Genomic DNA, 21,429 nt, shown 5'->3' with positions numbered 1-21,429 from the left:
ACGGTTGTTTGTTTTGACCCCCTAAATTACAAGTTATGCGCGCATTTTATTTTGGTTTAACGCCATTTTAACGGCAACCGGGGCACCTATAAAGTGTATATTTGTGGGGATTTCCGACCCTTATGGAATTTTACAAATACCAGGCCACAGGCAACGATTTTATCATGGTGGACGACCGCCTTAACGCCTTCCCGGAAACGGATGCGGCGTATGTAGCCGGGCTTTGCCACCGCCGCTTCGGGATTGGCGCAGACGGACTTATCCTGCTGCGGGAAGCTCCGGGCGTGGATTTCGAAATGGTGTATTTCAATGCAGACGGCCATCCCGGCAGCATGTGCGGAAATGGCGGGCGTTGCGCCGCCGCCTTTGCCCGCTTTTTGGGCATGGTGGGGGACCAATGCCGTTTCCTGGCTTCGGACGGCCTGCATGAGGCGGTGTTTACCGCCTCCGGCGTTTCCCTGAAGATGGGGGATGTGGCCCAGGTGCGCATGAAACCCCAGTACACCTTTATGGATACGGGTTCGCCCCACCACGTACAGTGGGTAGAGGACCTGGACCACCTGGATGTATTCCGGGAGGGAAAAAGATTGCGGTACAGCCTGTACGGACAGGCCGGCAGCAATATCAATTTTGTGACCCAGGGCGCCGGCGGGGGGTTTCGGGTGCGCACTTATGAAAGAGGCGTGGAGGATGAGACCTATTCCTGCGGTACCGGGGTTACGGCTGCTGTTCTGGCCATGCACGCGGGCGGACGCCTGCAGCAGATGGCCTCCCGGGTGGAAACCCTGGGCGGGGAATTGCAGGTAGCTTTTCAACCCGGCGAAAATGGGGGATATACGGATATCTGGTTAACCGGGCCTGCAACGCAGGTCTTTAAAGGGGAATGTCCGTGAAGGCCCTGCAAGGTGAACATCTCGTATTGCGGGCCCTGGAACCTGCCGACCTGGATTTCCTGTACGCCCTGGAAAACGACCCGGAGATTTGGGAGATCAGCGGGACCCTGACCCCGTATTCCAGGAAGGTACTCCAACAATACCTGGAGGGAGCCCACAGGGATATCTACGAAGTGAAGCAGTTACGCCTGGTCATTGGCCGGGAGGCAGAGGGCCCGGGTATCGGGCTGATCGACCTGTTCGATTTTGACCCCAGGCACATGCGGGCCGGGGTGGGGATCGTCATTGCCGAGTCGGCTTCGCGCAACCGGGGTTATGGGGCAGAAGCCCTGGAGCTGTTGTGCGCCTATGCCTTTGACACCCTGGGGCTGCACCAGGTATACGCCGGGGTAGGGGCCACCAATGCCCCCAGCCTGAAGTTGTTCCGAAAGCTCGGCTTTGAGCAGACGGGCATCCGGAAAGATTGGTTGCGGACCGCCGACGGGTTCCGGGACGAAGTTTTTTTTCAAAAATTCAATCCAAATGTACATTAAGCGCATCCTGGGGATCATAGTCCTGCTGGGCATCATCGGGGGCGGGCTTTTTGCCGCCATGGTATACCGTACTTTTTTCAACGCCAACACGGCCTTCACCGAAGAAACCGTTTACGTATATGTGCCAACAGATGCATCTTATGCCGCTGTGCTGGAGCAACTGCAGCCCTTGCTGAAAGATTCGGATGCTTTTGACGCCGTGGCCAGGCGGAAGGGGTATGCAGACCGGGTACGCCCCGGGAGGTACCCCCTGGAAAGAGGCATGAACAACAACGAAATCGTCAATGCCCTGCGCAGCCGCAATACCCCGCTCACGGTTTCCTTCAACAACCAGGAGCGCCTGGAAGACCTTGCGGGCCGCATCGGGGCCCAGATCGAGGCGGACAGCGCCTCCCTCTTGCAAGCCATGACCGACCCGGAATTCCTGAAGGCACGGGGATGGACACAGGACCAGGCCCTGTTGCCTTACCTGCCCAACAGCTATGAGTTCTACTGGAATACGGATGCCGAAGCCTTCCGGGACCGGATGCTTAAGGAGTACGACCGATACTGGACCGAAGAGCGGAAACAATTGGCCAGGGCCCAGGGGCTTACGCCCGAACAGGCCATAGCCCTGGCGGCAGTGGTGCATAAGGAAACTGCCCGGCCCGAAGAACGCCCGCGGGTAGCAGGGGTATACCTGAACCGCCTGAAGCAGGGGATCCCCCTGCAGGCAGACCCTACGGTGATCTTTGCCATTAAGAAAACCACCGGCCGCTGGGACACGGTCATCAAAAGGGTCCTCTATAAGGATCTGGAGCTGGACAGCCCTTATAACACCTATATGCACAAAGGGGTGCCCCCCGGGCCCATCTTTATGCCCGACCTTTCGGCCGTGAATGCCGTGCTGCGCCCGGAGCGCCACAATTACCTCTTTTTTGTGGCGGATGTTGAAAATTTCGGGTATCACATTTTTGCGGAAACCCTGGCTCAACACAACCGGAATAAAGCGCAATACATCCGCTGGATCGACCAGCAAAATATCCGCCGATAAGTCGTTCAGCGGAGAAATCACACCATTTATCTAGAATTTAGGCCTTTTTAAGAAAATCTTGGCGGTTCCCCATTGGGGTGCCCCTATCTTTGTACCGAGAAATTTAAGCAAAGGTTCAGGCCTTGTCAGTCTTAAGAAAACACATATATGAAAAGGTGGATTGGCTTTAGTAGTCCTCTTATCATGCTCTTTACCTTCCTGAACTTCAATCTCGCCAGCAACCGCTCCGGGCGGTTCCGGGTTCCGGAATCCCTGCGCGTTACGGCCCAGGTTGAAGTTTTACAGCCCCAATTGACCCCTGATTTCAGCCCTGCCCAACCTGTCCCCCCGTTTATAGGCACGTCTTTTATGGGGTTCAGGGAGGCCCTGGGCTTTAAGGAATCCGGAGGGGACTATTTCACGACAAATACCCTGGGCTACCTCGGGAAGTACCAGTTTGGCATCGGCACCCTGCAGTTAATGGGGGTATACAATGCCACCCGGTTTCTGGAATCTCCCCAGTTGCAGGAAAAGGTCTTCGAGACCAACCTGGCCCGCAACAAGTGGATCCTGAGGCGCGATATTCCCCGCTTTGTGGGCAAACGCATCAGGGGGGTAGAGGTTACCGAATCCGGGATCCTGGCTGCGGCACACCTGGCCGGGGCAGGCAATGTCAAGAAGTACCTGCGTTCCTGGGGCGAATGGGATGTGGTGGATGCCTACGGCACCAGCATTTCACATTACCTCAAAAAGTTCCGGGGGTACGACATTTCCCATATTGAAGCCCTGAAGAACCCCAAAGTCCGTTAGGTCAGGCCAGCAGTACAAAAATGGCCGGGCGTTTGTGCAGCTCGGGCGCCCCGTTTTTCCACTGCGCCACCGTGTGGGTTCGGATGTATTCCGTTTTCTGGGTCAGGTCTGCAGCAATACACAGCCGCGTTCCTGGCTTTAAGGCGCGTAGTAGTTCCTGCACCAGTTTGTCGTTCCGATAGGGTGTTTCCATGAATATCTGGCTCTGACCCAGGTCGGCAGACCGTTTTTCCAGTGCTTTCAGCGCCTTGCGCCGCTCGGCCGGTTCAATAGGGAGATACCCGTTAAAGGCAAAAGACTGGCCGTTAAGGCCGCTGCCCATCAGGGCCAGGATTATAGAGGAAGGCCCAACCAGCGGTACCACTTGAATGCCCAACTCATGGGCCATGGCCACAATGACGGCACCGGGATCTGCAATGGCCGGGCAGCCCGCTTCCGACAGCACGCCCAAATCCCGGCCTTCCAGGCAGGGTTGCAGGAATTCCGGCAACAATTCCGCATCCGTATATTTATTCAACAGGAAGAACTGTAGGTCCGGCTGGGATTTACGGGGGGTGATCTTTTTGATAAAACGCCTGGCAGTTCGCTCGTTTTCCACAATGTAGGTGTCGATGTTTTCGATCGCCTGTTTGATGGTCATCGGCAGTACCTCCAGGGGCTCATTCTCCCCCAGGAGGGTAGGGATGAGGTAGAGTTTTCCGGGGGCGGTGTTTTGGGTCGTTTCCACGGCTCAGTTCCTTTCTAGGTGTTCCAGGATCTTCCGGCAGGCCTGTTCAATCAGGTCATACACGTACTGGAACCCGTCCTCCCCTCCGTAATAGGGGTCCGGAACCTCCATTTTACCAAAACCCCCGGCTTCCAGCAATAGGGAGGCCTTTTGCCGCTCGCGCGCATTGCGGGCCATTTCCCGTATGTGGGCCAGGTTTTCCAGATCCATGGCAAAAATATAATCAAATTCCTCAAAATCTGAAGCCTGGAATTTACGGCACCGTTGCCTGCCGATATCAATCCCGTGTGCAGCAGCCACGGCTATGGATCTGGGATCGGGAGGGTTACCCACGTGATAGCCGGCCGTCCCGGCAGAGTCTACCACAACCCGGTCGGGGTTCGAAAGGGATGCCATTATGCCCTCGGCCAGGGGGGAGCGGCAGATGTTCCCCAGGCATACCATCAAAACCTTTACCGGCATGGGTTCAGGAGAATTTCTTGTTCAGGTCGTCTATGTACTTCCGGAATTGCTTGTCGGTTTCGGCCAGGTTGTCTACCGTTTTACACGCGTGGAGTACGGTGGCGTGGTCCCGTTTTCCGATCTGGGAGCCAATACTGGCCAGGGAGGCCTTGGTGTATTTCTTGGCGAAGAACATGGCCAGCTGGCGGGCCTGTACAATATGCCGTTTCCGCGTCTTAGACTGCAGGGTGGCCACATCCATTTCGAAGTAGTCTGAAACGACTTTCTGGATGTAGTCGATGGAGACTTCGCGCTTGGTGTTCTTCACAAATTTCTCCACTACCTGCTGGGCCAGGTCCAGGGTAACCTCCTTTTTATTGAAGGAAGACTGGGCGATCAGGGAGATGATGGCGCCTTCCAGCTCCCGGATATTACTTTTAATGTGCTTGGCCACATAATCCACAATATCCTCGGGCATTTCCACCCCGTCGCGGTAAAGCTTGTTTTTCAGGATGCACACCCGGGTCTCGTAGTCCGGGCTCTGCAGTTCTGCGGAAAGCCCCCATTTGAAACGGGAAAGGAGCCGTTGCTCGATGTCCTGCATGTCCACGGGCGCCTTGTCCGAGGTCAGGATCACCTGTTTGCCGTTCTGGTGCAGGTGGTTGAAGATGTGAAAAAAGACATCCTGAGTGCCGGATTTGCCGGAGAGGAACTGTACGTCGTCAATGATCAGCACATCGATGAGCTGATAGAAGTGAATAAAGTCGTTCCGGGTATTTTTCTTGACCGACTCTATATACTGCTGGGTAAATTTTTCCGCCGAGATATACAACACGGTGCGTTCCGGATACTTATCCTTGATTTCCACCCCAATGGCATGTGCCAGGTGGGTTTTTCCAAGCCCCACCCCACCAAAGATCAACAAGGGGTTAAAGGAGGTGCCTCCCGGCTTGTTGGCCACGGCCAGCCCCGCGGAACGGGCCAGGCGGTTGGAATCCCCTTCCAGGAAGTTCTCGAAATTGTAGCTGGGGTTCAGCTGGGACTCGATCTTGATGTTCCGGATGCCGGGGATCACGAAAGGGTTCTTGAGCTCCGGGCTCTTGGACTTGATGGGCACATCCATTTCCTGGGGGCCTACCTGCCCCCGGTTGGCACTTGGAATCTTTTCGGTAAAAGGCTCCCGGTTGCCATAGGTGTTTTCCATCTTGATCACGTAGACCAGTTTGGCGCCCTCTCCCAGTTCCCGGGTCAGGGCTACCTTGAGCAACTTTACGTAATGTTCCTCCAGCCATTCGTAAAAGAATTTGCTGGGCACCTGTATGCTGAGGGATTTTTCGGAGAGCTTAACCGGCTTGATCGGAAGGAACCAGGTTTTGAATGCCTGCGGCTGAATATTGTCCTCTATAAAAGCTAAACAATTTTTCCATACGGAATCGGCAGAAACATTCATTGATTAGGTTCCTTATCGGTCGGTTAGAGTGAGTTGACTAGTAGAAAAAAGGACAGTACAACCGCCCTTCCTGAGTGAGACAAATATGTGGACAAAAAACCTAAAAAAAAAATGGATACAGGGTTGAATTTTTGCTTTTTTTTTCAGAAGTTCTCGGCCCCTCAGCCTTCCTTTTAAAGGTAACCTTTTTTCACCGATATTTTATGTTCGAACATCGAATTTCTTTCCGCATCCGCTATGGCGAAACCGATCAGATGGGTGTGGTCTATCACGGGAACTACCCGCAATTCCTTGAGATGGGAAGGGTAGAGTGGCTCCGGGCCCTGGGAATTTCGTATGCGGAAATGGAGCATTCCGGGTGTATCCTTCCTGTAGTTTCCCTTAACCTGAATTACAAAAGACCGGCCGTTTATGACCAGGAGATAACCGTGGTCACCCGCCTTAAAAAAATACCTACCGTTCGGATTGATTTTGAGTATGAAATTTTGGACGAATCCGGAGGGCTTTTGGCCACGGCGGAAACCACGCTGGCCTTTTTGGACCAGCAGACCCGCAGGCCCATGCGCTGCCCCTCCTATCTGATGGAAAAACTCGCCTAAAACCCGGTCCGGATCTGGTACTCCACCCCCGCAATGGCCTCCAGGGTCTGCCGGACCACTTCCGCCTTTTCAGCAGGGATCCCCACCACTACCGCACACCGTAATGCCATTTCCTGCTCCAGCAATTCCAACTGGTGTTGTGAAATACAGCGCATCACCGCATCCAAAACTTCGTAACCAAACTCCAGGAATGCCCGTACGCGGGGCACCACCTCCCGGGTTTCAGCGGCTTCCAGGGTTTCCCGCGCAGTTTCCCGGTAGGCCTGGATCAGGCCGCCTACCCCGAGTTTAACACCCCCGTAATAGCGAACAACGCAGAGCAATACACAGTGAAGGTCATAGGCTTCTATCTGCCCCAGGATAGGCGCCCCGGCCGAATAGGAAGGCTCGCCATCGTCCTGCATCCGCACCTGCCCGGTACCGGGCCCCAGCCGGTAGGCATAACAGACATGGGTGGCATCGGGGTACTGGCTGCGCAACGCCTGAACATGGGTGTTGGCCTCCTCGGCGGTGGCACAGGGGTAGGCATAGCCCATAAATCGACTTTTCCGTTCCTTATAGTTCACAGGACCGGCGGGAGCGGACAGGGTACGGTAGGGTTGGGGCGATTTTTCCATTTCAGAGGCTTACCAGGATAATGCTGAGCAGGGCCAGGAGGATGCCCAGGCGATTGGCCCCCTGCAGGCGCTCCCCAAAAAGGACCACGCCCAGCAGGGTGGTCAACAACACGATGGCCACGTTATTGAGCGTAAAAATAGTGGCGCTGCTCCAGGCCGGGGCCTGCAGGGCCTTCAATAGGAAATACACCGAAAAGAAATTGGGGATGCCCAGGGCCAGCCCCCCAAGGGCGCTTTTGGCCGTAAACCCTTTAAAGGCCTGAGGATGGCGCAATAATCCCAGGCAACCGGCCAGGCCGGCGGCTGCAAAGATAGTACCCGAAAACCGGGGGAATTCGGCCTCTGGAACCCAGTGGGCCTGCATGAATTTTAAACTGGTGTCGATAATCCCAGAGCCCAGGAATACCAGTAGCGGGAGGGTGAGGGACCTGGCATGCACCAGGGGGCCATGGCCCTTGCGGGAGGTGAAATACACCGCAGCCAGGGCTAGGAGTACCCCTATGGCATTCCAGGTGGTGAGGCGCTCCCCATACCAGAGCAGGCCAAATACCACCGGGATGACCAAAGACATTTTGGTGGCCACCGAGGCCACGGAAACCCCCATGCGCTGGGAAGTCCTGGCCATGAGGTTAAAAATGGTCACAAACAGGACGCCCAGTAACAGGGCGGCCGGCAGCCAGGGTCGGGAAATAAGGGTTTCTGCAGCCTCAGAGGCCGGAGCCATGATCCATCCTACGCCGCATGCCGTAAAATAATTGATGATTATGGCGTGATAGGTGCGGATCCCATAGGTTTTGTACAGGCGGAAGACCACAAAGATCAGACTTGAACATGCTATACTCCATACCAGGTCCCACATGGTCAGCTACGGGTTAAAAGTTCGGTGATTTTATCCCTTCCCGGTTGGAAATGCCAGGTTTGCAGGCCAATAGCCTGTGCCCCAAGGATGTGTTCGGCTGTATCGTCGATAAAAAGGGTATCCCCGGGCGTCAGGCCGTGGCGCCCGGTAACCCACCGAAAAATCTCAGGATCCGGTTTGCGCAGTCCAATTTCGTGGGACAGGTAAAAACCTTCAAAACAAGCCGTGAATCGCTGGTAAGCCGGGCCTCCGAGGCGTTCGCGCACCCGGGCCATGTGCAGGGCGTTGGTGTTGCTCAGCAGGAACAGGCGGTAGCCTCCGCCATCCCTCAGGTTTTCCAGGAATTCTACCCTGGATTCTGGCAGGTCAAGAATCATCGCATTCCACGCCTCGGCCAGCGTAGCGCCGGAAACGCCTCCCAGCCTCCCGGAGGCCGTTTCCAGAAAGCCCGCTGTCGGGATTTGCCCGGTCTCGTATTGCCGGCTGAGTTGCTGTAAAAAGGCATCTGAGGGATCGGCTCCCCATTCGCGCAGGGCCCGGGGTACGGCCTCAAAATCCAGGTTGATCAATACCCCGCCAAAATCAAAAATAATGGCCTTACTCACGTCGCCAGGAATCTAATCGGTCCTGCCCAACTTTACGGGTGGCGGTCAACCGTCCCTTTACCTGCGGGGCAGGGAGGCCTTTGCCAAAGGTGACCGGCCCCGTAAAGACCCGGGCTTCATCCCACAACCGGCGCTGCAGAAAGGTTTCCAGGGTCCGAGCGCCACCTTCCACAATCAGGCTTTGGATGTTCCGGGCGTGGAGCTCCCGCATAAGCGCCCCAAGGGGATCCGCTTCCCTGCCAAGGGCCAGGTAGGTCACATGTGCAGGGGCCTTTTCGGCAGACTCCTGCCCGTGAATAACCCAGGTTTCCGCCCGGTTATCATATATACGGTAATCCGTGGGGACTTGCAGTTGCCGGTCCCAAAGGATCCGGAGCGGGTTTTTTCCGTGCCAGTGCCGGGTATCCAACCCGGGGTTATCCGCCAGCACTGTTTGGGTTCCCACCAGGATAGCCTGTTCCTCACTGCGCCACTTGTGGACCAATTGTCGGGAGCGTGGCCCGGTGATCCAGACCGGGGCAGGTTCCCCCTGCCGGGCAGCCGGCTCCGGGGCCAGATAGCCGTCTGACGTTTGGGCCCACTTCAGGATAATGTAAGGGCGCTTTTCCCGGTGAAAGGTCAAAAAGCGGCGGTGGTGTTCCGCACATGCCCCTTCCAGCACCCCGGTAATAACTTCGCAGCCTGCGCCGCGCAAGCGCGCGATCCCGCTGCCATCCACCAGGGCATGGGGGTCCTGCAGCCCAATCACAACCCGGGGGATACCCATTTGTAAAATCAGGTCTGTACAGGGCGGGGTTTTACCATGGTGGTTACACGGTTCCAGCGTGACGTACAAGGTGGCCTCCTTCAGCCTTTCCGGATCGGATACGCCCCTAATGGCATTGACTTCGGCATGGGGGCCGCCATAGGCGCTGGTGAAGCCTTCCCCCAGGATGCCACCGGGCCCGGCCACCACAGCACCCACAGAAGGGTTCGGGGCGGTGGAACCGCGGCCTTTTTTTGCCAGTTCCAGGCAACGGGAAAGGTAGAATTCGTGTATCTTCACCCGGCAAAAATAGCACATTGCCCCGAATGCCCCTCAATGGGACAGGGCCTTTACCGGCGTGTTAAAGCCACTCCAAATGCTGCTGCGCGAAATCAAATCCATATACCACCAGGAACTCCGGGAACACTACCCTGCGGAAGAGATAGACAGCGTCTTCTACGAGGTGCTGGAAGTATTTACCGGCCTGCCCCGGTTTGTGCTGGGGCTGGAGCCCGGTAAAATCCTGGCCAAGGAGGCCGAAACCCCGCTCTTTGAAGCGCTTTCCCGCTTAAAGCAGCATGTTCCCGTACAATATGTAACGGGCCGTGGATACTTTTTGGGGATGACCCTGAAGGTGACCCCTGCCGTGCTGATACCCAGGCCCGAAACCGAGGAATTGGTGGCCTGGATTACCCATTCCCACGATTTTTCCAATTCGCGCCTGCTGGACCTGGGTACGGGCAGTGGGTGCATTGCCATTGCCCTGGCCCGGCACTGGCCCGGGGCACAGGTCTGTGCCTTGGAGCTTTCGGCGGCTGCCCTAGAGGTAGCCCTGGAGAACGCCCGGAACCAGGAGGTCAAAATGGAAGGTTGCCTGGCCGATATGTGCCAGCCCCTGGAAGGGGCAGCTCCCTTTGATCTCATGGTGTCTAACCCCCCCTACATCCCTGAGGGCGAACGGAGAAGCCTGGATGCCCATGTTCGGGATCAGGAACCCGGGGCGGCCTTATTTGCCCCGGAAGACGCCCCCCTTGCCTATTACCATTGCCTGCTTGCCCGGGCAAAGGAGTCTCTGCGGCCCGGGGGGTGGTTGTACCTCGAGATCCACCGGGATTATGCGGCACCCATAGCGGACCTGCTCCGGGCCGGTGGGTTGCAGGAAATACAAATGAAAAAGGATATTTTTGGAAACGACCGCTTCCTCCGCGGGAGGAAACCCGTTTCCGGAGAAACCCATCAACCCCTATGAATCAGGTAGAAGAGACCATTAAAGCCCTTCGGGCAGCCCTGCAGGAACACAATTACCGGTACTACGTCCTGGACGAGCCCGTAATCAGCGACTACGAGTTCGATATGAAACTCAAGGAATTGCAGCAGCTGGAAGCTCTGCATCCGGAGTTTGACGACCCGGCTTCCCCAACCCACAGGGTAGGGGGCGGCATCACCAAAGCCTTCGATACCGTGGTACATGACCACCCCATGTATTCCCTGGACAATTCGTATTCCAGGGAGGAACTCGTGGAATGGGAACAGCGCCTGCAACGCCTGCTGGGAGGGGTGGAGATCGCCTTTACCTGCGAACTCAAATACGACGGGGCATCCATTAACCTGACCTATGAGAACGGGGTATTGATCCGGGCCGTGACACGCGGCGACGGGGTACAGGGCGACGATGTTACCACCAATGTCAAAACCATCCGTTCCATACCCCTTAGACTGCAAGGGGTGGTGCCGGAGCGCTTTGATGTACGGGGGGAAATTATCCTGCCCCTGGAGGGCTTTGCCCGGATGAACCAGGAGCGCGTGGAAAATGGGGAAGACCCCTATATGAACCCCCGCAATACGGCCTCCGGGAGCCTAAAACTCCAGGATAGCAGCCTGGTGGCGACCCGGCCGCTGGATTGCCTGCCCTATGGGATGGTAGGGCGAAACCTGGGGGTCGATACCCAGATGGAAATGTTGGAGCGCATGCGCGGCTGGGGCTTTAAGGTCCCCGAAACGGCCCGTCTGTGCCCGAATATTGAGGCGGTGCTGGATTTTCTGGCCGAATGGGACACCCGCCGCCATGAGTTGCCTTTTGAAACCGATGGGGTAGTGGTTAAGGTGAACAGCCTGCAACAACAGCAAGAGCTCGGGTTTACTTCCAAATCGCCCCGATGGGCCATGGCCTATAAATTCAAATCCGAGCAGGCGCTTACCCGCCTGGAACACATCAGCTACCAGGTGGGGCGTACCGGGGCCATTACCCCGGTGGCGAACCTCCAACCGGTACTACTGGCCGGTACGGTGGTCAAGCGGGCCTCCCTCCACAACGCAGACCAGATCGCTAAGCTGGATGTACGCCTGGGCGATATGGTCTTTGTGGAAAAAGGCGGGGAGATCATCCCCAAGATCACTGCGGTAGATTTAAGCCAACGTCCGCCGGACAGTACTCCGGTGCAATATATCTCGAACTGCCCGGAGTGCAACACCCCCCTGGAGCGCAAACCCGGGGAGGCCCAACACTTTTGCCCGAACGACACCGGCTGTCCGCCCCAGATCACGGGACGCATACAGCACTTTATCAGCCGCAAGGCCATGGATATCGAAGGCCTTGGGGGCGAAACCGTGGAGCTACTCTTCAAAGAGGGCCTGATCGCCGATTATGCCGACCTCTATACCCTGGAAGCCGAACAACTGACCCCCCTGGAACGCATGGCTGAAAAATCCGCAACCAACCTGGTCCAGGGAGTACGGGAATCCGTGAAAATACCCTTCGAACGGGTGCTCTTTGCATTAGGGATCCGATATGTAGGGGAGACCGTAGCCAAAAAACTGGCCCGGGCCTTCCGGGATATCGATGCCCTGATGGCAGCCAGCCAGGAGGCCCTGATGGCGGTGGACGAAATCGGGGAGCGGATCGCCCGGAGCGTGCTGGACTTTTTCGCGAACCCCGTTAATCGCGAGCTGGTGGAACGGCTGCGGGGCTATGGGCTGCAGTTTTCGCTGAGCGCCGAGCAGTTGGAGGGGCAAACCGACCTGCTGCAAGGGCAGACTTTTGTGGTTTCCGGGGTCTTTGAAACCCTGGACCGCAATGAACTTAAGAAGCGCATCGAAGACAATGGCGGCAAGGTAGCCTCCTCCGTGTCCTCCAAAACCACCTATCTGGTGGCCGGGGCCAATATGGGGCCCAGTAAGCGGGCCAAGGCCGAAAACCTGGGGGTGCCCATCCTGTCCGAAACCGAATTCCTGGAACTGCTTGGGGAGGCTTCCCCGGGCGCCTGATCTGAAGCCATGGCCCTTTCTTTTTCCGACTTTATGGACAGCCTGCGGGCCGAATCGCCGGACCCCTCACTTTCCCCGGCCCTTAAGGCATTGTGGTTCGACGGGAAAGGTGACTGGGAGGCATCCCACAACATTGCCCAGGACATGCCCGGTGTTGCAGGAAGCCGCATCCACGCCTACCTGCACCGTAAGGAGGGAGATCGATGGAATGCCGGGTACTGGTACGACCGAGCGGGGTATCCGTTTCCCGACTGCAGCCTGGAAGCCGAATTCCGGACGCTGGTCAAAGCCTTTCTGGAATCCGGAGCATAAGGCCGGAATCAGGGCTTTGGGCTGGTACAATTCTCACAATACGTTTCTCGCAAATACGGGTTCTCCAGCAGTTGGAAGGTTACCCCCCCATTGGGTATGGGGTTGAATAAACGGCAGAAACGCTCCGGGTTCTTGCCAATGGCATTCAGCATAATGGTACGGTAATCCGGGTCCTGGGTCAGGCTTCGGTCCACCAGGGTCAGGTTCAGGTAATAAAACAGGAGGTTCTCGCTTACCTCGATGCGTCGCATCCGGGGTTCCACCAGGGTTACCGCCTCTTCCAGGTTGGCGTAATAAGCCATGTACTGGGCCAGGCTCAGGTAATCGTAATCCCGTAAAGGGGCCTGGGTGTAGTGTTCTGCAATGTATTGAACAGAGGCATCCTTCCCGGCGTAATCCCGTTGCCGCATCAGGTATTCGCTGCGCACAATGTGGTAGTTAATCAGCATCCGCTGCACCAGGTTTTCGGCAATGCCCAGCCTGCGCAAGGCCTCAATATTCTTTTTGACCTCCCCGTCCGCGATGGGTTGGGCGTTATAGCGCCAGAGCTTGAGTTTCAGGGCGGCCAGGTTGTATTGGATTTTCGGGTCCTCAGGGGTCAGGTGGTCCAGGCTTTCCAGTTCGTTAAAGGCGATCAGCATGTTGCGCTCGTCCATCAGGTAGCGAAAGGCGGAATTCTTATTAAAAAAAGGCACGTATTTCTGTTGGCGCGGCATTTCCAGGTCACTCAGCGTTTCCACTGGGGCTTCCCCGCTTTTCAGCCGCTCAAAGATGGAGGCCTGGAGCTCGGAGGCCTTCTCTAGGGCATCTTCCCCAATAGCCTGGTTAAAGAGGGTCACCAGTTGGGCTACCGTCTGGTCGCGGTACCGATCCTTTCTTTCCAGTTCCAGGGTCACTACTGCCTTCCGGTGGCGGCTCAGGATGGGCTCCAGGCGGGCGGCTGCCCCACCATTCAGGGCCGCTTTGATTTCGGCCTGGGGCAAAGGCCGCAGGTTGGCGTATTCCGTATTTTTTAGGTCCTCCAGGAATTCCACCCAGTTCTCAGCTGTGGAAACCGAGGTTTCAATGGAAGGTTGCTGGAAGGACTGCAGGGCGCGCACCATGCTCTGGGCCCTCTGGTTCTGCAGTTCCAGGTTGCGGCCGGCATCGCCTTCCACAGAGGCATAGGCACGGATGTCAATCCTGCGGATGTTAAAATCGGTCAGGCGCAGGGAATCATACAGGGGCCTGAGGTCCTCCGGGGCGTATTCCGCCTTGTTTTTTTCGAAGGGGACGGTAAAGGTGAGTGTCTTGTAGCGCAGGGTAAACCGGTCTGTGTCTTCCAGGGCGGAAAGCTGGGTGCGGTAGGTCAGGGAATCCAGGTACATCCCCATATCCAGCAGGTCCCAGGAGTAGGCTTGCAATTCGAAAAAGGACTGGTAGCGGCACAGGGTACTACCCCTCAGGAAGAGGAGGTTGTATTCCACTTCCATCCCCCGGTACCCATCCGGTACTTTCCCGATGCGCACCCGATAACTTTCTCCCGCTGCGGGTTTGAGGGTGCGGCGTAATTGGTCCCCGTACACCGGCCGCAGGACCTGTCCCCTGGGGAAGGAGGGTTCCGGAGGGTTCTGTTCGCAGGCATAACGGTCTTTGGTAACCAGGTCTACGCTGATCCCGAAATCATCCGTGGGGAACAGGCTGTTGAACCAGGCGGGGTCCGAGACCTCGAAATACAGGGTGTTCTGGGCATCCGCTACCGCCCGGAACTGGATTTCGCGGGGCTTCTGGGCAAAGGCCGCTTCAAAATGGGTACAGGCACCCGGCTGGTCGGAGCGTTGGGGGGTGATGCCAAAAGGATTCTGCCCCCGGGCAAAGAGCCCTGCCAGCAGGGCGAGGAACAATAGCGTAGGTCTGGTCATGTGAATCGGGTTACCCTTTCAAATCTAATACAATGGAAAGAAATGGGAAACTCCGTAAGGGAGGCAGCCGGAATGTCAGCAGCTCAGACCTCTATGGAAACCCCCATGCCGGTAGGCTTTTGAGGCCCGGGACGGAGCGTAAAATCCACCTGCCCCAGGTTGATGCCGTAGCAGCCTACCTGGTTGATGATGACGCGTTCCCCGGCCCGGTTGGTTTCTACCTGGGCGCGTTCCATAAAGGTATGGGTGTGCCCCCCGATAATCAGGTCTATGCCTTCGGTTTGCCGGGCCAGGGTGATATCGCTCGAGCGTTGGGGATCCCGGTAACGGTAGCCCAGGTGGGAGAGGCAGATAACCAGGTCGCATTGCTCGTCCTCCCGCAGGCGGCGCGCAGTATCCAGGGCCAGTTCGTGCGGGTCCAGGTAACGGGTTTCCCCGTACAGGGCGGGATCTACCAACCCTTCCAGGCGGATGCCAATCCCGAATACCCCGATGCGTACCCCACCGCGCTCAAACACCCTTGAGGGTTGCACATACCCGTGCAGGACGGTGTCGGTAAAGTCGTAGTTGGCAGAGAGGAAGGCAAAATCTGCATAGGGCATCTGGGCCAGTAAGCCGCTGAGGCCGTTGTCGAAATCGTGGTTCCCCAGGGTGGCGGCGTCGTAGCCCATGCGGCTCATCAGGCGGAATTCCAGTTCACCCCCGTAAAAATTGAAGTAAGGGGTCCCCTGGAAAATATCTCCTGCATCCAGCAGGAGGGTATTGGGGTTTTCCTGCCGCAGGCGTTGTATCAGGCCGGCCCGACGGGCCACGCCCCCAAGGTCTGGGTAAATGCCATGGTCTTTCGGGAAGGGATCGATATGGCTGTGGACATCATTGGTGTGCAGCACGGTAATGCGCTGTTCCCGGCGCGAGGCACAGGCCTGCAGACCCAGGCTTCCCACACCCGCCGCCAGCCCGCCAACCGCGCTGGTTTTCAGGAATCTTCTCCGTTTCATGGGGTTTGTTCTTTGACAAAACGACGGTCCTGTACGGCCCGAAGGGTGTCTGTTGCTTTAAAATAGTCGGTCATGGCGTTGCGGATGCGGTAGCCGGTATCCCGCGTTTCTGCGGCTTCCAGGAAAAAAGTCATGCCGTCGCCCCCGCTGATGAGGTAGCTGGAGGTGGCCACGCGATAGGACTGTTGCTCGTCAAAAGGCCGCCCGCCAATGCTCACGGATTCCAGGAATCCCCCGCCTCCCAGGATGATCTGCATACCCGCTATAGGATGGGCCTTACCCTGGTCGGCCAGGTAGCGCACCAATTCCCGGATCTGGGTGCCGGAAAGCGTGGCCAGATAAATCGTGTTTTCGAAGGGCATTACCTCATAGGCCGTGCGTTCGGTTACCGGTCCTTTGGAGATGATGGACCGGATGCCGCCGTGGTTCAGAAGGGCCAGGTCTGCCCCTTTCCGCCCGGCCATATGCTCCAGGGAATCTGCAGCTTGAAACACAATATCCGCCATCAGGTTGCCAATGGCGGTATTGAGTCCGGGCTCATCCTTGGAAAGGGTTCTGGGGGCATAGGCCAGGGGCGCATCGAGCACGGCGTTCACATGTTCCCGGTATGGTTTTACAAAGGCCTCCAGGGAATCGGCCAAAGGGAGGGTGCTGTCAATGGGGGTTTGGTGGGCATGAAGGGCCCTCAGGTATACGGGTTCGGGCTTGCACCCGACGAAACTAATTGTTATAAATAAAACAATTAGTTGCATTTTTAAATTACGCATCCCGGTTATCTTTGTGGAGCATTTGCAGTGATATTAGCTACCTTTGCTTGAAACGCGAAGGTACATGATCCTGAAAGGACTAAAGGATAAATTTAAGCATAATTCCGGATTGAAATACCTGCGGCAGGAGGTGGCACAGCCCCGCCTGCGGCCGGAAGGCCGCTCCGGGATACAGGCGGTAGGCATCCTGGCTGATTTGGACGCCTTCTCTGATGTGGAGGCCCTTTTCGGGCTCACTGAAGTACTGGGAATACACCCGAATGCGGTGAAGGTGCTGGGATATAAATCGTTCTACGACAAGAATTCCCCCTATGCCACGCCCGTATTCTCAGATAAGGACCTGGGCTGGAAGGGAGCCGTCGAAAATAGCTATGTGCTTGAATTCCTAGGCAGGGAATACGACCTGCTGATCAACTATTTTCAGGGGGATAACCTGCTGATGCAGCTGGTGAGCCTGCAGGCCCGCGCCCGGATCCGGGCCGGTCTGCATGGGGTGGATCCGGCTTACAACGACCTGATATTCAGTTGTGACATTTCGGATTTCGGATTGTTCACCTCCGAATTGAAAAAGTACCTCAACGTGTTGAAGGAAATCGCATGAAAACGCTTTTTGAGGGCACCGGAGTTGCCCTGGTAACCCCATTTCGGGAAGATCTGAGCCTGGACCTGGATGCCTTGAGGCACCTGGTGGATGATGTGATTGAAGGGGGCGTGGACTATCTGGTGGCCCTGGGGACCACGGCCGAATCCGCCACCCTTTCCCGAGCGGAAAAGCAGCAGGTTATGCAAACGGTCCTTGAGGCCAATGCCGGCCGAAAGCCTCTGGTGGTCGGGATTGGAGGCAACCATACCCTGGCCGTGGGGGAGGAGCTGCAACAGACGCCCCTGCAGGGGTTCGACGCTGTGCTGTCCGTTTCCCCCTACTATAACCGCCCCACTCAGGAAGGTATTTACCGGCATTTCAGGTACCTGGCGGAGCGTTCCCCCCTGCCTTTAATCCTGTATAACGTACCCGCCCGAACCGGCAGCAATATGCTGGCTGGAACCACCCTTCGCCTGGCCCGGGAATGCCCCAACCTGATCGGGATCAAGGAGGCTTGCGGGGATATGGCCCAAATCCGGGACCTGGCCGCCCAGCTACCCGAAGATTTTCTCCTGTTGTCCGGCGATGATTTCACGGCAGTGGATACCGTCCTGGCAGGCGGGGCAGGGGTCATTTCCGTTCTGGGGCAGGGGTTGCCCCGGGTATTTTCCGGGATGATGCGGCAGGCTGCTGCGGGCAACCGGGAAGCGGCCCAACAACAATCCCAGGCGCTAACCCCACTGATGCAGGGCATCTTCCGGGAGGGCAACCCTGCCGGGATCAAAGCCCTGCTGCACCTGAAGGGCATCTGTACCCCGGCGGTGCGCCTGCCGCTGGTGGCGGCTTCTGCGGGGCTTACCGAGCATCTGGCCCGTGAACTGAAAACCCTGGAGGCCGGGCAGCCTGTGGGGCGTTAAAGTTTGTTTAAATTCCACCGCACGGGGCGCTGCGATATACCCGGATGCTGTATTTTTCGTTTTAGAATCTGGTGTAGAATCGCTACTTTTGCGCAATGTTTTTGAAAATCAAACATCTCGGGCTCTTTTTACTCTTCCCTCTGCTGTTCTCCTGCAGTGAATACCAGAAGGTTTTGAAGGAGTCGGACCTGGGCAAGAAATACGAACTGGCCCAACGCCTCTATGAGGAAGAGGATTACCGCAGGGCCAACCGGCTGCTGGAACAGATTGCCCCGCGTTACGTGGGCAAACCCCAGGGCGAGCGCGTCCTGTTCTTCCTGGCCGATTCCTACTTTAAAATCGGCGACTATAATTTCAGCGGCTATCAGTTTGAGCGCTTTCTGAAATCCTACCCTAAAAGCGACAAGGCTGCAGAGGCTGGTTTTCTGGGGGCCAAGAGCTATTATCTGCTTTCGCCCCGCTACTCGCTGGACCAGACCGATACGGACAAGGCCCTCGGGAAGCTGCAGATCTTTATCAACGCCTACCCGGAATCCGAATTTATGGCCGAGGCCAACCAGATGGCCCGGGAGCTGACGGAGAAAAAAGAAAAGAAAGCGTTTGAAATAGCCAAGCAGTTCGTAAAGCTGGGAAAATCCTATACCCTGGATTACAACATCTCGGCCATCACCAGCCTCGAGAACTTTATCTCTGACCACCCGGGATCCCGGTTCCGGGAAGAGGCCTATTACCTGAAGTTGTCTGCGGCCACCAACCTGGCCGTGAACAGCACCTACAACAAAAAACGGGAGCGGCTGGAAGACGCCATGGACGCGTATAACGCCTTTATGCGCTACTACCCGGAAAGCGAATTTGTAAAAGATGCGGAAAAACTCCATTCCGACATCGAAAAAGAAACCGAAGCCTTTAACGCTTTTGAAGAATCCTTAACGCGATAAGCATGAACGACCTGAAAAACACCCAGGCCCCCGTTACCACGGTGACCATTAACCGCGATGAATTTGACGCCCAGACGGACAACATCTACGAAGCCATTTCCATCGTAGCCAAACGGGCCGGTCAGATCAATTCCGACATCAAGAAGGAGTTGCTGGAGAAACTCGAGGAGTTTGCCACTTACAGCGACAGCCTGGAAGAAGTCTTTGAGAACAAGGAACAGATCGAGGTGTCCAAATTCTACGAAAAGCTTCCCAAGCCCCACGCCCTTGCCGTTCAGGAATGGCTGGAGGACAAGATCTACCATAGAAATACCGAGAAAGACACGGAGTAGGATGTTAAGGTCTAAGCGCATCCTTTTGGGTGTTACCGGAGGTATTGCCGCATACAAGACCACCTTCCTTACCCGTTTACTGATTAAAGCCGGCGCCGAGGTCCGTATTGTGATGACCGAAAGCGCCGGCCATTTTGTTTCTCCCCTTACCCTGGCTACCCTGTCCAAGAACCCGGTGATGCGGGATTTTGTACGGGAGGAAGACGGGGAGCTGGATTGGAACAACCATGTGGAACTGGGGTTGTGGGCAGACCTGATGATCATTGCCCCGGCCACGGCCAATACCCTTTCCAAAATGGCCTCTGGCACCTGCGATAACCTGCTGATGGCGTGCTATATGTCTGCCAAATGCCCGGTCTTTTTTGCCCCGGCTATGGACCTGGACATGTTTCGCCACCCGGCTACCCGTACTGCTATTGAAGCCCTGGAGGGCTTTGGAAACGTCCTCATTCCCGCGGCCAGTGGGGAACTGGCCAGCGGCCTGGAAGGGGAGGGGCGCATGGCGGAGCCCGAGGCTATCCTGGAACAGGTAACCGCTTGGCTGGAATCCCGGTTGCCCTGGCGCGGCCGCAAGGTGCTCATTACTGCAGGCCCTACCTACGAACCCATCGACCCTGTGCGCTTTATCGGCAACCATTCCAGTGGCACCATGGGCTTTGAACTGGCCCGGGAAGCGGCCAATCGCGGGGCCGAAGTGGTACTGGTTACCGGGCCCTCTACCCTGACCATGGACCATCCCGGGGTAACCTGCCTGCGGGTACAGACCGCGCGGGAAATGCTGGAAGCGGCCCAGGCCCACTTCAGTAGCGCACACGTAGTGATTGCAGCCGCTGCTGTTTCGGATTACCGCCCTGCCGAGGTAGCCCCCGAAAAAATCAAGAAAACCGAGGAGGCCCTCCAGCTGAAACTGGTCCGCAATCCGGATATCATCCATACCCTGTCCCAGGCTAAATCCGGGCAGTATCTGGTGGGCTTTGCCCTGGAAACCGAGAAGGAACTGGAGCATGCCCAGGCGAAATTAAACCGCAAGGGCCTGGATGCGATTGTCCTGAATTCGCTGCGGGACCCCGGCGCAGGTTTCGGCGGGCAAACCAACAAAATCACCTTTATAGACAAGAATTCGGAGATTAAACCGTTTCCCTTAAAAAGCAAGGCAGAAACCGCCTGCGATATTCTAGATGAGATCCACCTTCGTATCGGGCATTAAGACCTTCCTGGCTGCCGGCCTCCTGGGCCTGCTGCAGGTTACGCATGCCCAGGAACTCAACTGTACCGTTACGGTGAACTCCGAACAGGTATCCCAGACCAACCAGCAGGTTTTCCGGACCCTGGAGCGTTCCCTAACCGACCTGGTTAACAAAACGCGGTGGACCAACCGGGTATACAAAGAGCAGGAACGCCTGAATTGTCGCATGTTTGTTACGGTAACCCGGTTTGAGTCGGGCCGTTTCGAGGCCACCCTGCAATTGCAGTCGTCCCGCCCGGTGTTCAATACCTCTTACGAAACCCCCGTTTTTAATTATAAGGACAATCAGTTCAATTTCGAATATATTGAGTTCCAGCCCCTGGTTTTCAATGAAAATGTCTTCGACTCCAACCTGGTGGGGGTGATCTCCTTTTACGTCTATGTGATGCTGGGCCTGGACGCCGATACCTTTCAGCTGGAAGGGGGCACAGACCACTTTAAAAAAGCGCAGGCCATCGTTACCCAGGCACAGGGCGCCGGATACCCGGGCTGGGGCCAGACCGCCACGGACAACCGCACCCGGTTCCAGCTCGTGGACAACCTGCTTTCCAACACCTTCAGGGAGTACCGGATCGCCCTGTACAACTACCACCGCAAAGGCCTGGATATCCTGGCGGACAACAACAGTACGGGCAAGCAGATCATTGCCGGGTCCCTGCGGCTTTTTGAGACCCTGATCCAGCGCCGGCCCAATGCCTTTTTAATCCAGACCTTTTTCGATGCCAAGGCCGAAGAAATCCAGAACATCTTTACGGACGGCCCCAAGGTGGACCTTGTTCAGCTGAAGGAAACCCTGAACCGGGTGGCGCCCTTCTACGCCAGTACCTGGAGCCAAATCACCTACTGAGCGCATCGGTTTTACAGTCGATTCTCCTATCTT

Annotated in this window: 24 protein-coding genes; 14 read left to right on the top strand and 10 right to left on the bottom strand. The window is 56.6% G+C overall.

Translation table 11 applies throughout. The features are described from left to right. Positions 1 to 122: 122 nt before the first annotated feature. The 4 genes from dapF (at position 123) to OZ410_RS12555 (ending at position 3,248) form a co-directional block, all read left to right on the top strand. Positions 123 to 893 carry a diaminopimelate epimerase gene (gene dapF, locus OZ410_RS12570; RefSeq protein ID WP_277708327.1) on the top strand — a complete coding sequence of 257 codons (771 nt, stop codon included), beginning with the start codon at positions 123 to 125 and terminating at the stop codon, positions 891 to 893. After that, positions 884 to 1,426, top strand: a complete 543-nt coding sequence (locus OZ410_RS12565; RefSeq protein ID WP_338156659.1) for a GNAT family N-acetyltransferase — start codon at positions 884 to 886, stop codon at positions 1,424 to 1,426. The genes dapF and OZ410_RS12565 overlap by 10 nt, the downstream gene beginning before the upstream one ends. Then, positions 1,416 to 2,459 carry an endolytic transglycosylase MltG gene (gene mltG / locus OZ410_RS12560; protein ID WP_277708326.1) on the top strand — a complete coding sequence of 348 codons (1,044 nt, stop codon included), beginning with the start codon at positions 1,416 to 1,418 and terminating at the stop codon, positions 2,457 to 2,459. The genes OZ410_RS12565 and mltG overlap by 11 nt, the downstream gene beginning before the upstream one ends. 147 nt (positions 2,460 to 2,606) lie before the next feature. Continuing rightward, entirely contained in the window at positions 2,607 to 3,248 is a 642-nt protein-coding gene (locus OZ410_RS12555) for a hypothetical protein (RefSeq protein WP_277708325.1), read from the top strand. Between the two features lies 1 nt (position 3,249). Here OZ410_RS12555 and OZ410_RS12550 read toward each other — a convergent pair whose 3' ends face one another. From OZ410_RS12550 to dnaA, 3 genes are read right to left on the bottom strand one after another with little or no spacing between them, the layout of a single operon-like run. Further along, on the bottom strand, positions 3,250 to 3,975 hold the full coding sequence (locus OZ410_RS12550) for an SAM-dependent methyltransferase (protein WP_277708324.1): 726 nt from the start codon (positions 3,973 to 3,975) through the stop codon (positions 3,250 to 3,252). A 3-nt stretch (positions 3,976 to 3,978) separates the two neighbouring features. Then, positions 3,979 to 4,437, bottom strand: coding sequence for a low molecular weight protein-tyrosine-phosphatase (locus tag OZ410_RS12545; RefSeq protein ID WP_277708323.1), 459 nt, complete (start codon positions 4,435 to 4,437; stop codon positions 3,979 to 3,981). Positions 4,438 to 4,441: 4 nt separating this feature from the next. Beyond that, a complete protein-coding gene (gene dnaA / locus OZ410_RS12540) occupies positions 4,442 to 5,866 on the bottom strand; it encodes a chromosomal replication initiator protein DnaA (protein ID WP_277708322.1) in 1,425 nt (474 codons plus the stop codon). Between the two features lie 203 nt (positions 5,867 to 6,069). On the opposite strand from dnaA, the gene OZ410_RS12535 reads away from it, so the two are divergent. Continuing rightward, positions 6,070 to 6,465, top strand: a complete 396-nt coding sequence (locus OZ410_RS12535) for an acyl-CoA thioesterase (RefSeq protein ID WP_277708321.1) — start codon at positions 6,070 to 6,072, stop codon at positions 6,463 to 6,465. Here OZ410_RS12535 and OZ410_RS12530 read toward each other — a convergent pair. The 4 genes from OZ410_RS12530 to ribD are packed head-to-tail and all read right to left on the bottom strand — an operon-like array spanning position 6,462 to position 9,591. Beyond that, on the bottom strand, positions 6,462 to 7,082 hold the full coding sequence (locus OZ410_RS12530; RefSeq protein WP_277708320.1) for an IMPACT family protein: 621 nt from the start codon (positions 7,080 to 7,082) through the stop codon (positions 6,462 to 6,464). The two genes, OZ410_RS12535 and OZ410_RS12530, sit on opposite strands and share 4 nt — an antisense overlap. Position 7,083: 1 nt before the next feature. Then, positions 7,084 to 7,941 carry an EamA family transporter gene (locus tag OZ410_RS12525; protein ID WP_277708319.1) on the bottom strand — a complete coding sequence of 286 codons (858 nt, stop codon included), beginning with the start codon at positions 7,939 to 7,941 and terminating at the stop codon, positions 7,084 to 7,086. 2 nt (positions 7,942 to 7,943) lie between these two features. Continuing rightward, positions 7,944 to 8,546 carry an HAD family hydrolase gene (locus tag OZ410_RS12520; RefSeq protein ID WP_277708317.1) on the bottom strand — a complete coding sequence of 201 codons (603 nt, stop codon included), beginning with the start codon at positions 8,544 to 8,546 and terminating at the stop codon, positions 7,944 to 7,946. Continuing rightward, positions 8,539 to 9,591 (bottom strand): bifunctional diaminohydroxyphosphoribosylaminopyrimidine deaminase/5-amino-6-(5-phosphoribosylamino)uracil reductase RibD, encoded by a 1,053-nt coding sequence (gene ribD / locus OZ410_RS12515; RefSeq protein WP_277708316.1) that lies wholly within the window; start codon positions 9,589 to 9,591, stop codon positions 8,539 to 8,541. Before ribD ends, OZ410_RS12520 begins: the two co-directional genes overlap by 8 nt. A 76-nt stretch (positions 9,592 to 9,667) precedes the next feature. Here ribD and prmC point away from each other — a divergent pair, with 76 nt between their 5' ends. The 3 genes from prmC to OZ410_RS12500 are packed head-to-tail and all read left to right on the top strand — an operon-like array spanning position 9,668 to position 12,867. Then, entirely contained in the window at positions 9,668 to 10,540 is an 873-nt protein-coding gene (gene prmC, locus OZ410_RS12510) for a peptide chain release factor N(5)-glutamine methyltransferase (protein ID WP_277708315.1), read from the top strand. Further along, entirely contained in the window at positions 10,537 to 12,555 is a 2,019-nt protein-coding gene (ligA, locus tag OZ410_RS12505; protein ID WP_277708314.1) for an NAD-dependent DNA ligase LigA, read from the top strand. The genes prmC and ligA overlap by 4 nt, the downstream gene beginning before the upstream one ends. A 9-nt stretch (positions 12,556 to 12,564) precedes the next feature. Further along, the gene (locus tag OZ410_RS12500) at positions 12,565 to 12,867 is read left to right on the top strand and encodes a hypothetical protein (RefSeq protein WP_277708313.1); all 303 of its coding nucleotides are present in this window, start codon (positions 12,565 to 12,567) and stop codon (positions 12,865 to 12,867) included. 8 nt (positions 12,868 to 12,875) lie between these two features. Here OZ410_RS12500 and OZ410_RS12495 read toward each other — a convergent pair whose 3' ends face one another. The 3 genes from OZ410_RS12495 to OZ410_RS12485 form a co-directional block, all read right to left on the bottom strand. After that, positions 12,876 to 14,768: an OmpA family protein gene (locus OZ410_RS12495; protein WP_277708312.1), complete on the bottom strand. Its 1,893-nt coding sequence runs from the start codon at positions 14,766 to 14,768 to the stop codon at positions 12,876 to 12,878. An 83-nt stretch (positions 14,769 to 14,851) separates the two neighbouring features. Continuing rightward, positions 14,852 to 15,766 carry a metallophosphoesterase gene (locus OZ410_RS12490; RefSeq protein ID WP_277708311.1) on the bottom strand — a complete coding sequence of 305 codons (915 nt, stop codon included), beginning with the start codon at positions 15,764 to 15,766 and terminating at the stop codon, positions 14,852 to 14,854. After that, complete coding sequence (locus tag OZ410_RS12485) at positions 15,763 to 16,407, bottom strand: 5'-nucleotidase C-terminal domain-containing protein (RefSeq protein ID WP_277708310.1); 645 nt, start codon at positions 16,405 to 16,407, stop codon at positions 15,763 to 15,765. The genes OZ410_RS12490 and OZ410_RS12485 overlap by 4 nt, the downstream gene beginning before the upstream one ends. Before the next feature lie 190 nt (positions 16,408 to 16,597). On the opposite strand from OZ410_RS12485, the gene OZ410_RS12480 reads away from it, so the two are divergent. The 6 genes from OZ410_RS12480 to porD all read left to right on the top strand — a co-directional run bounded on the left by OZ410_RS12480 (position 16,598) and on the right by porD (position 21,396). After that, on the top strand, positions 16,598 to 17,134 hold the full coding sequence (locus OZ410_RS12480) for a DUF6913 domain-containing protein (protein ID WP_277708309.1): 537 nt from the start codon (positions 16,598 to 16,600) through the stop codon (positions 17,132 to 17,134). Further along, positions 17,131 to 18,033: a 4-hydroxy-tetrahydrodipicolinate synthase gene (gene dapA, locus OZ410_RS12475; protein ID WP_277708308.1), complete on the top strand. Its 903-nt coding sequence runs from the start codon at positions 17,131 to 17,133 to the stop codon at positions 18,031 to 18,033. The genes OZ410_RS12480 and dapA overlap by 4 nt, the downstream gene beginning before the upstream one ends. A 95-nt stretch (positions 18,034 to 18,128) precedes the next feature. Beyond that, a complete protein-coding gene (locus tag OZ410_RS12470; protein WP_277708307.1) occupies positions 18,129 to 18,971 on the top strand; it encodes an outer membrane protein assembly factor BamD in 843 nt (280 codons plus the stop codon). 2 nt (positions 18,972 to 18,973) lie between these two features. Continuing rightward, positions 18,974 to 19,303, top strand: a complete 330-nt coding sequence (locus tag OZ410_RS12465; protein ID WP_277708306.1) for a DNA-directed RNA polymerase subunit omega — start codon at positions 18,974 to 18,976, stop codon at positions 19,301 to 19,303. Position 19,304: 1 nt separating this feature from the next. Further along, complete coding sequence (gene coaBC / locus OZ410_RS12460; RefSeq protein ID WP_277708305.1) at positions 19,305 to 20,510, top strand: bifunctional phosphopantothenoylcysteine decarboxylase/phosphopantothenate--cysteine ligase CoaBC; 1,206 nt, start codon at positions 19,305 to 19,307, stop codon at positions 20,508 to 20,510. Next, positions 20,482 to 21,396, top strand: coding sequence for a type IX secretion system protein PorD (gene porD, locus OZ410_RS12455; RefSeq protein ID WP_277708304.1), 915 nt, complete (start codon positions 20,482 to 20,484; stop codon positions 21,394 to 21,396). Before coaBC ends, porD begins: the two co-directional genes overlap by 29 nt. Positions 21,397 to 21,429 lie beyond the last annotated feature (33 nt).

This window comes from Robiginitalea aestuariiviva (assembly GCF_029537735.1).
GTDB lineage: Bacteria > Bacteroidota > Bacteroidia > Flavobacteriales > Flavobacteriaceae > Robiginitalea > Robiginitalea aestuariiviva.
Note: the sequence above shows the minus strand (reverse complement) of the source record. Positions and strands in the feature narration are given on the sequence as shown.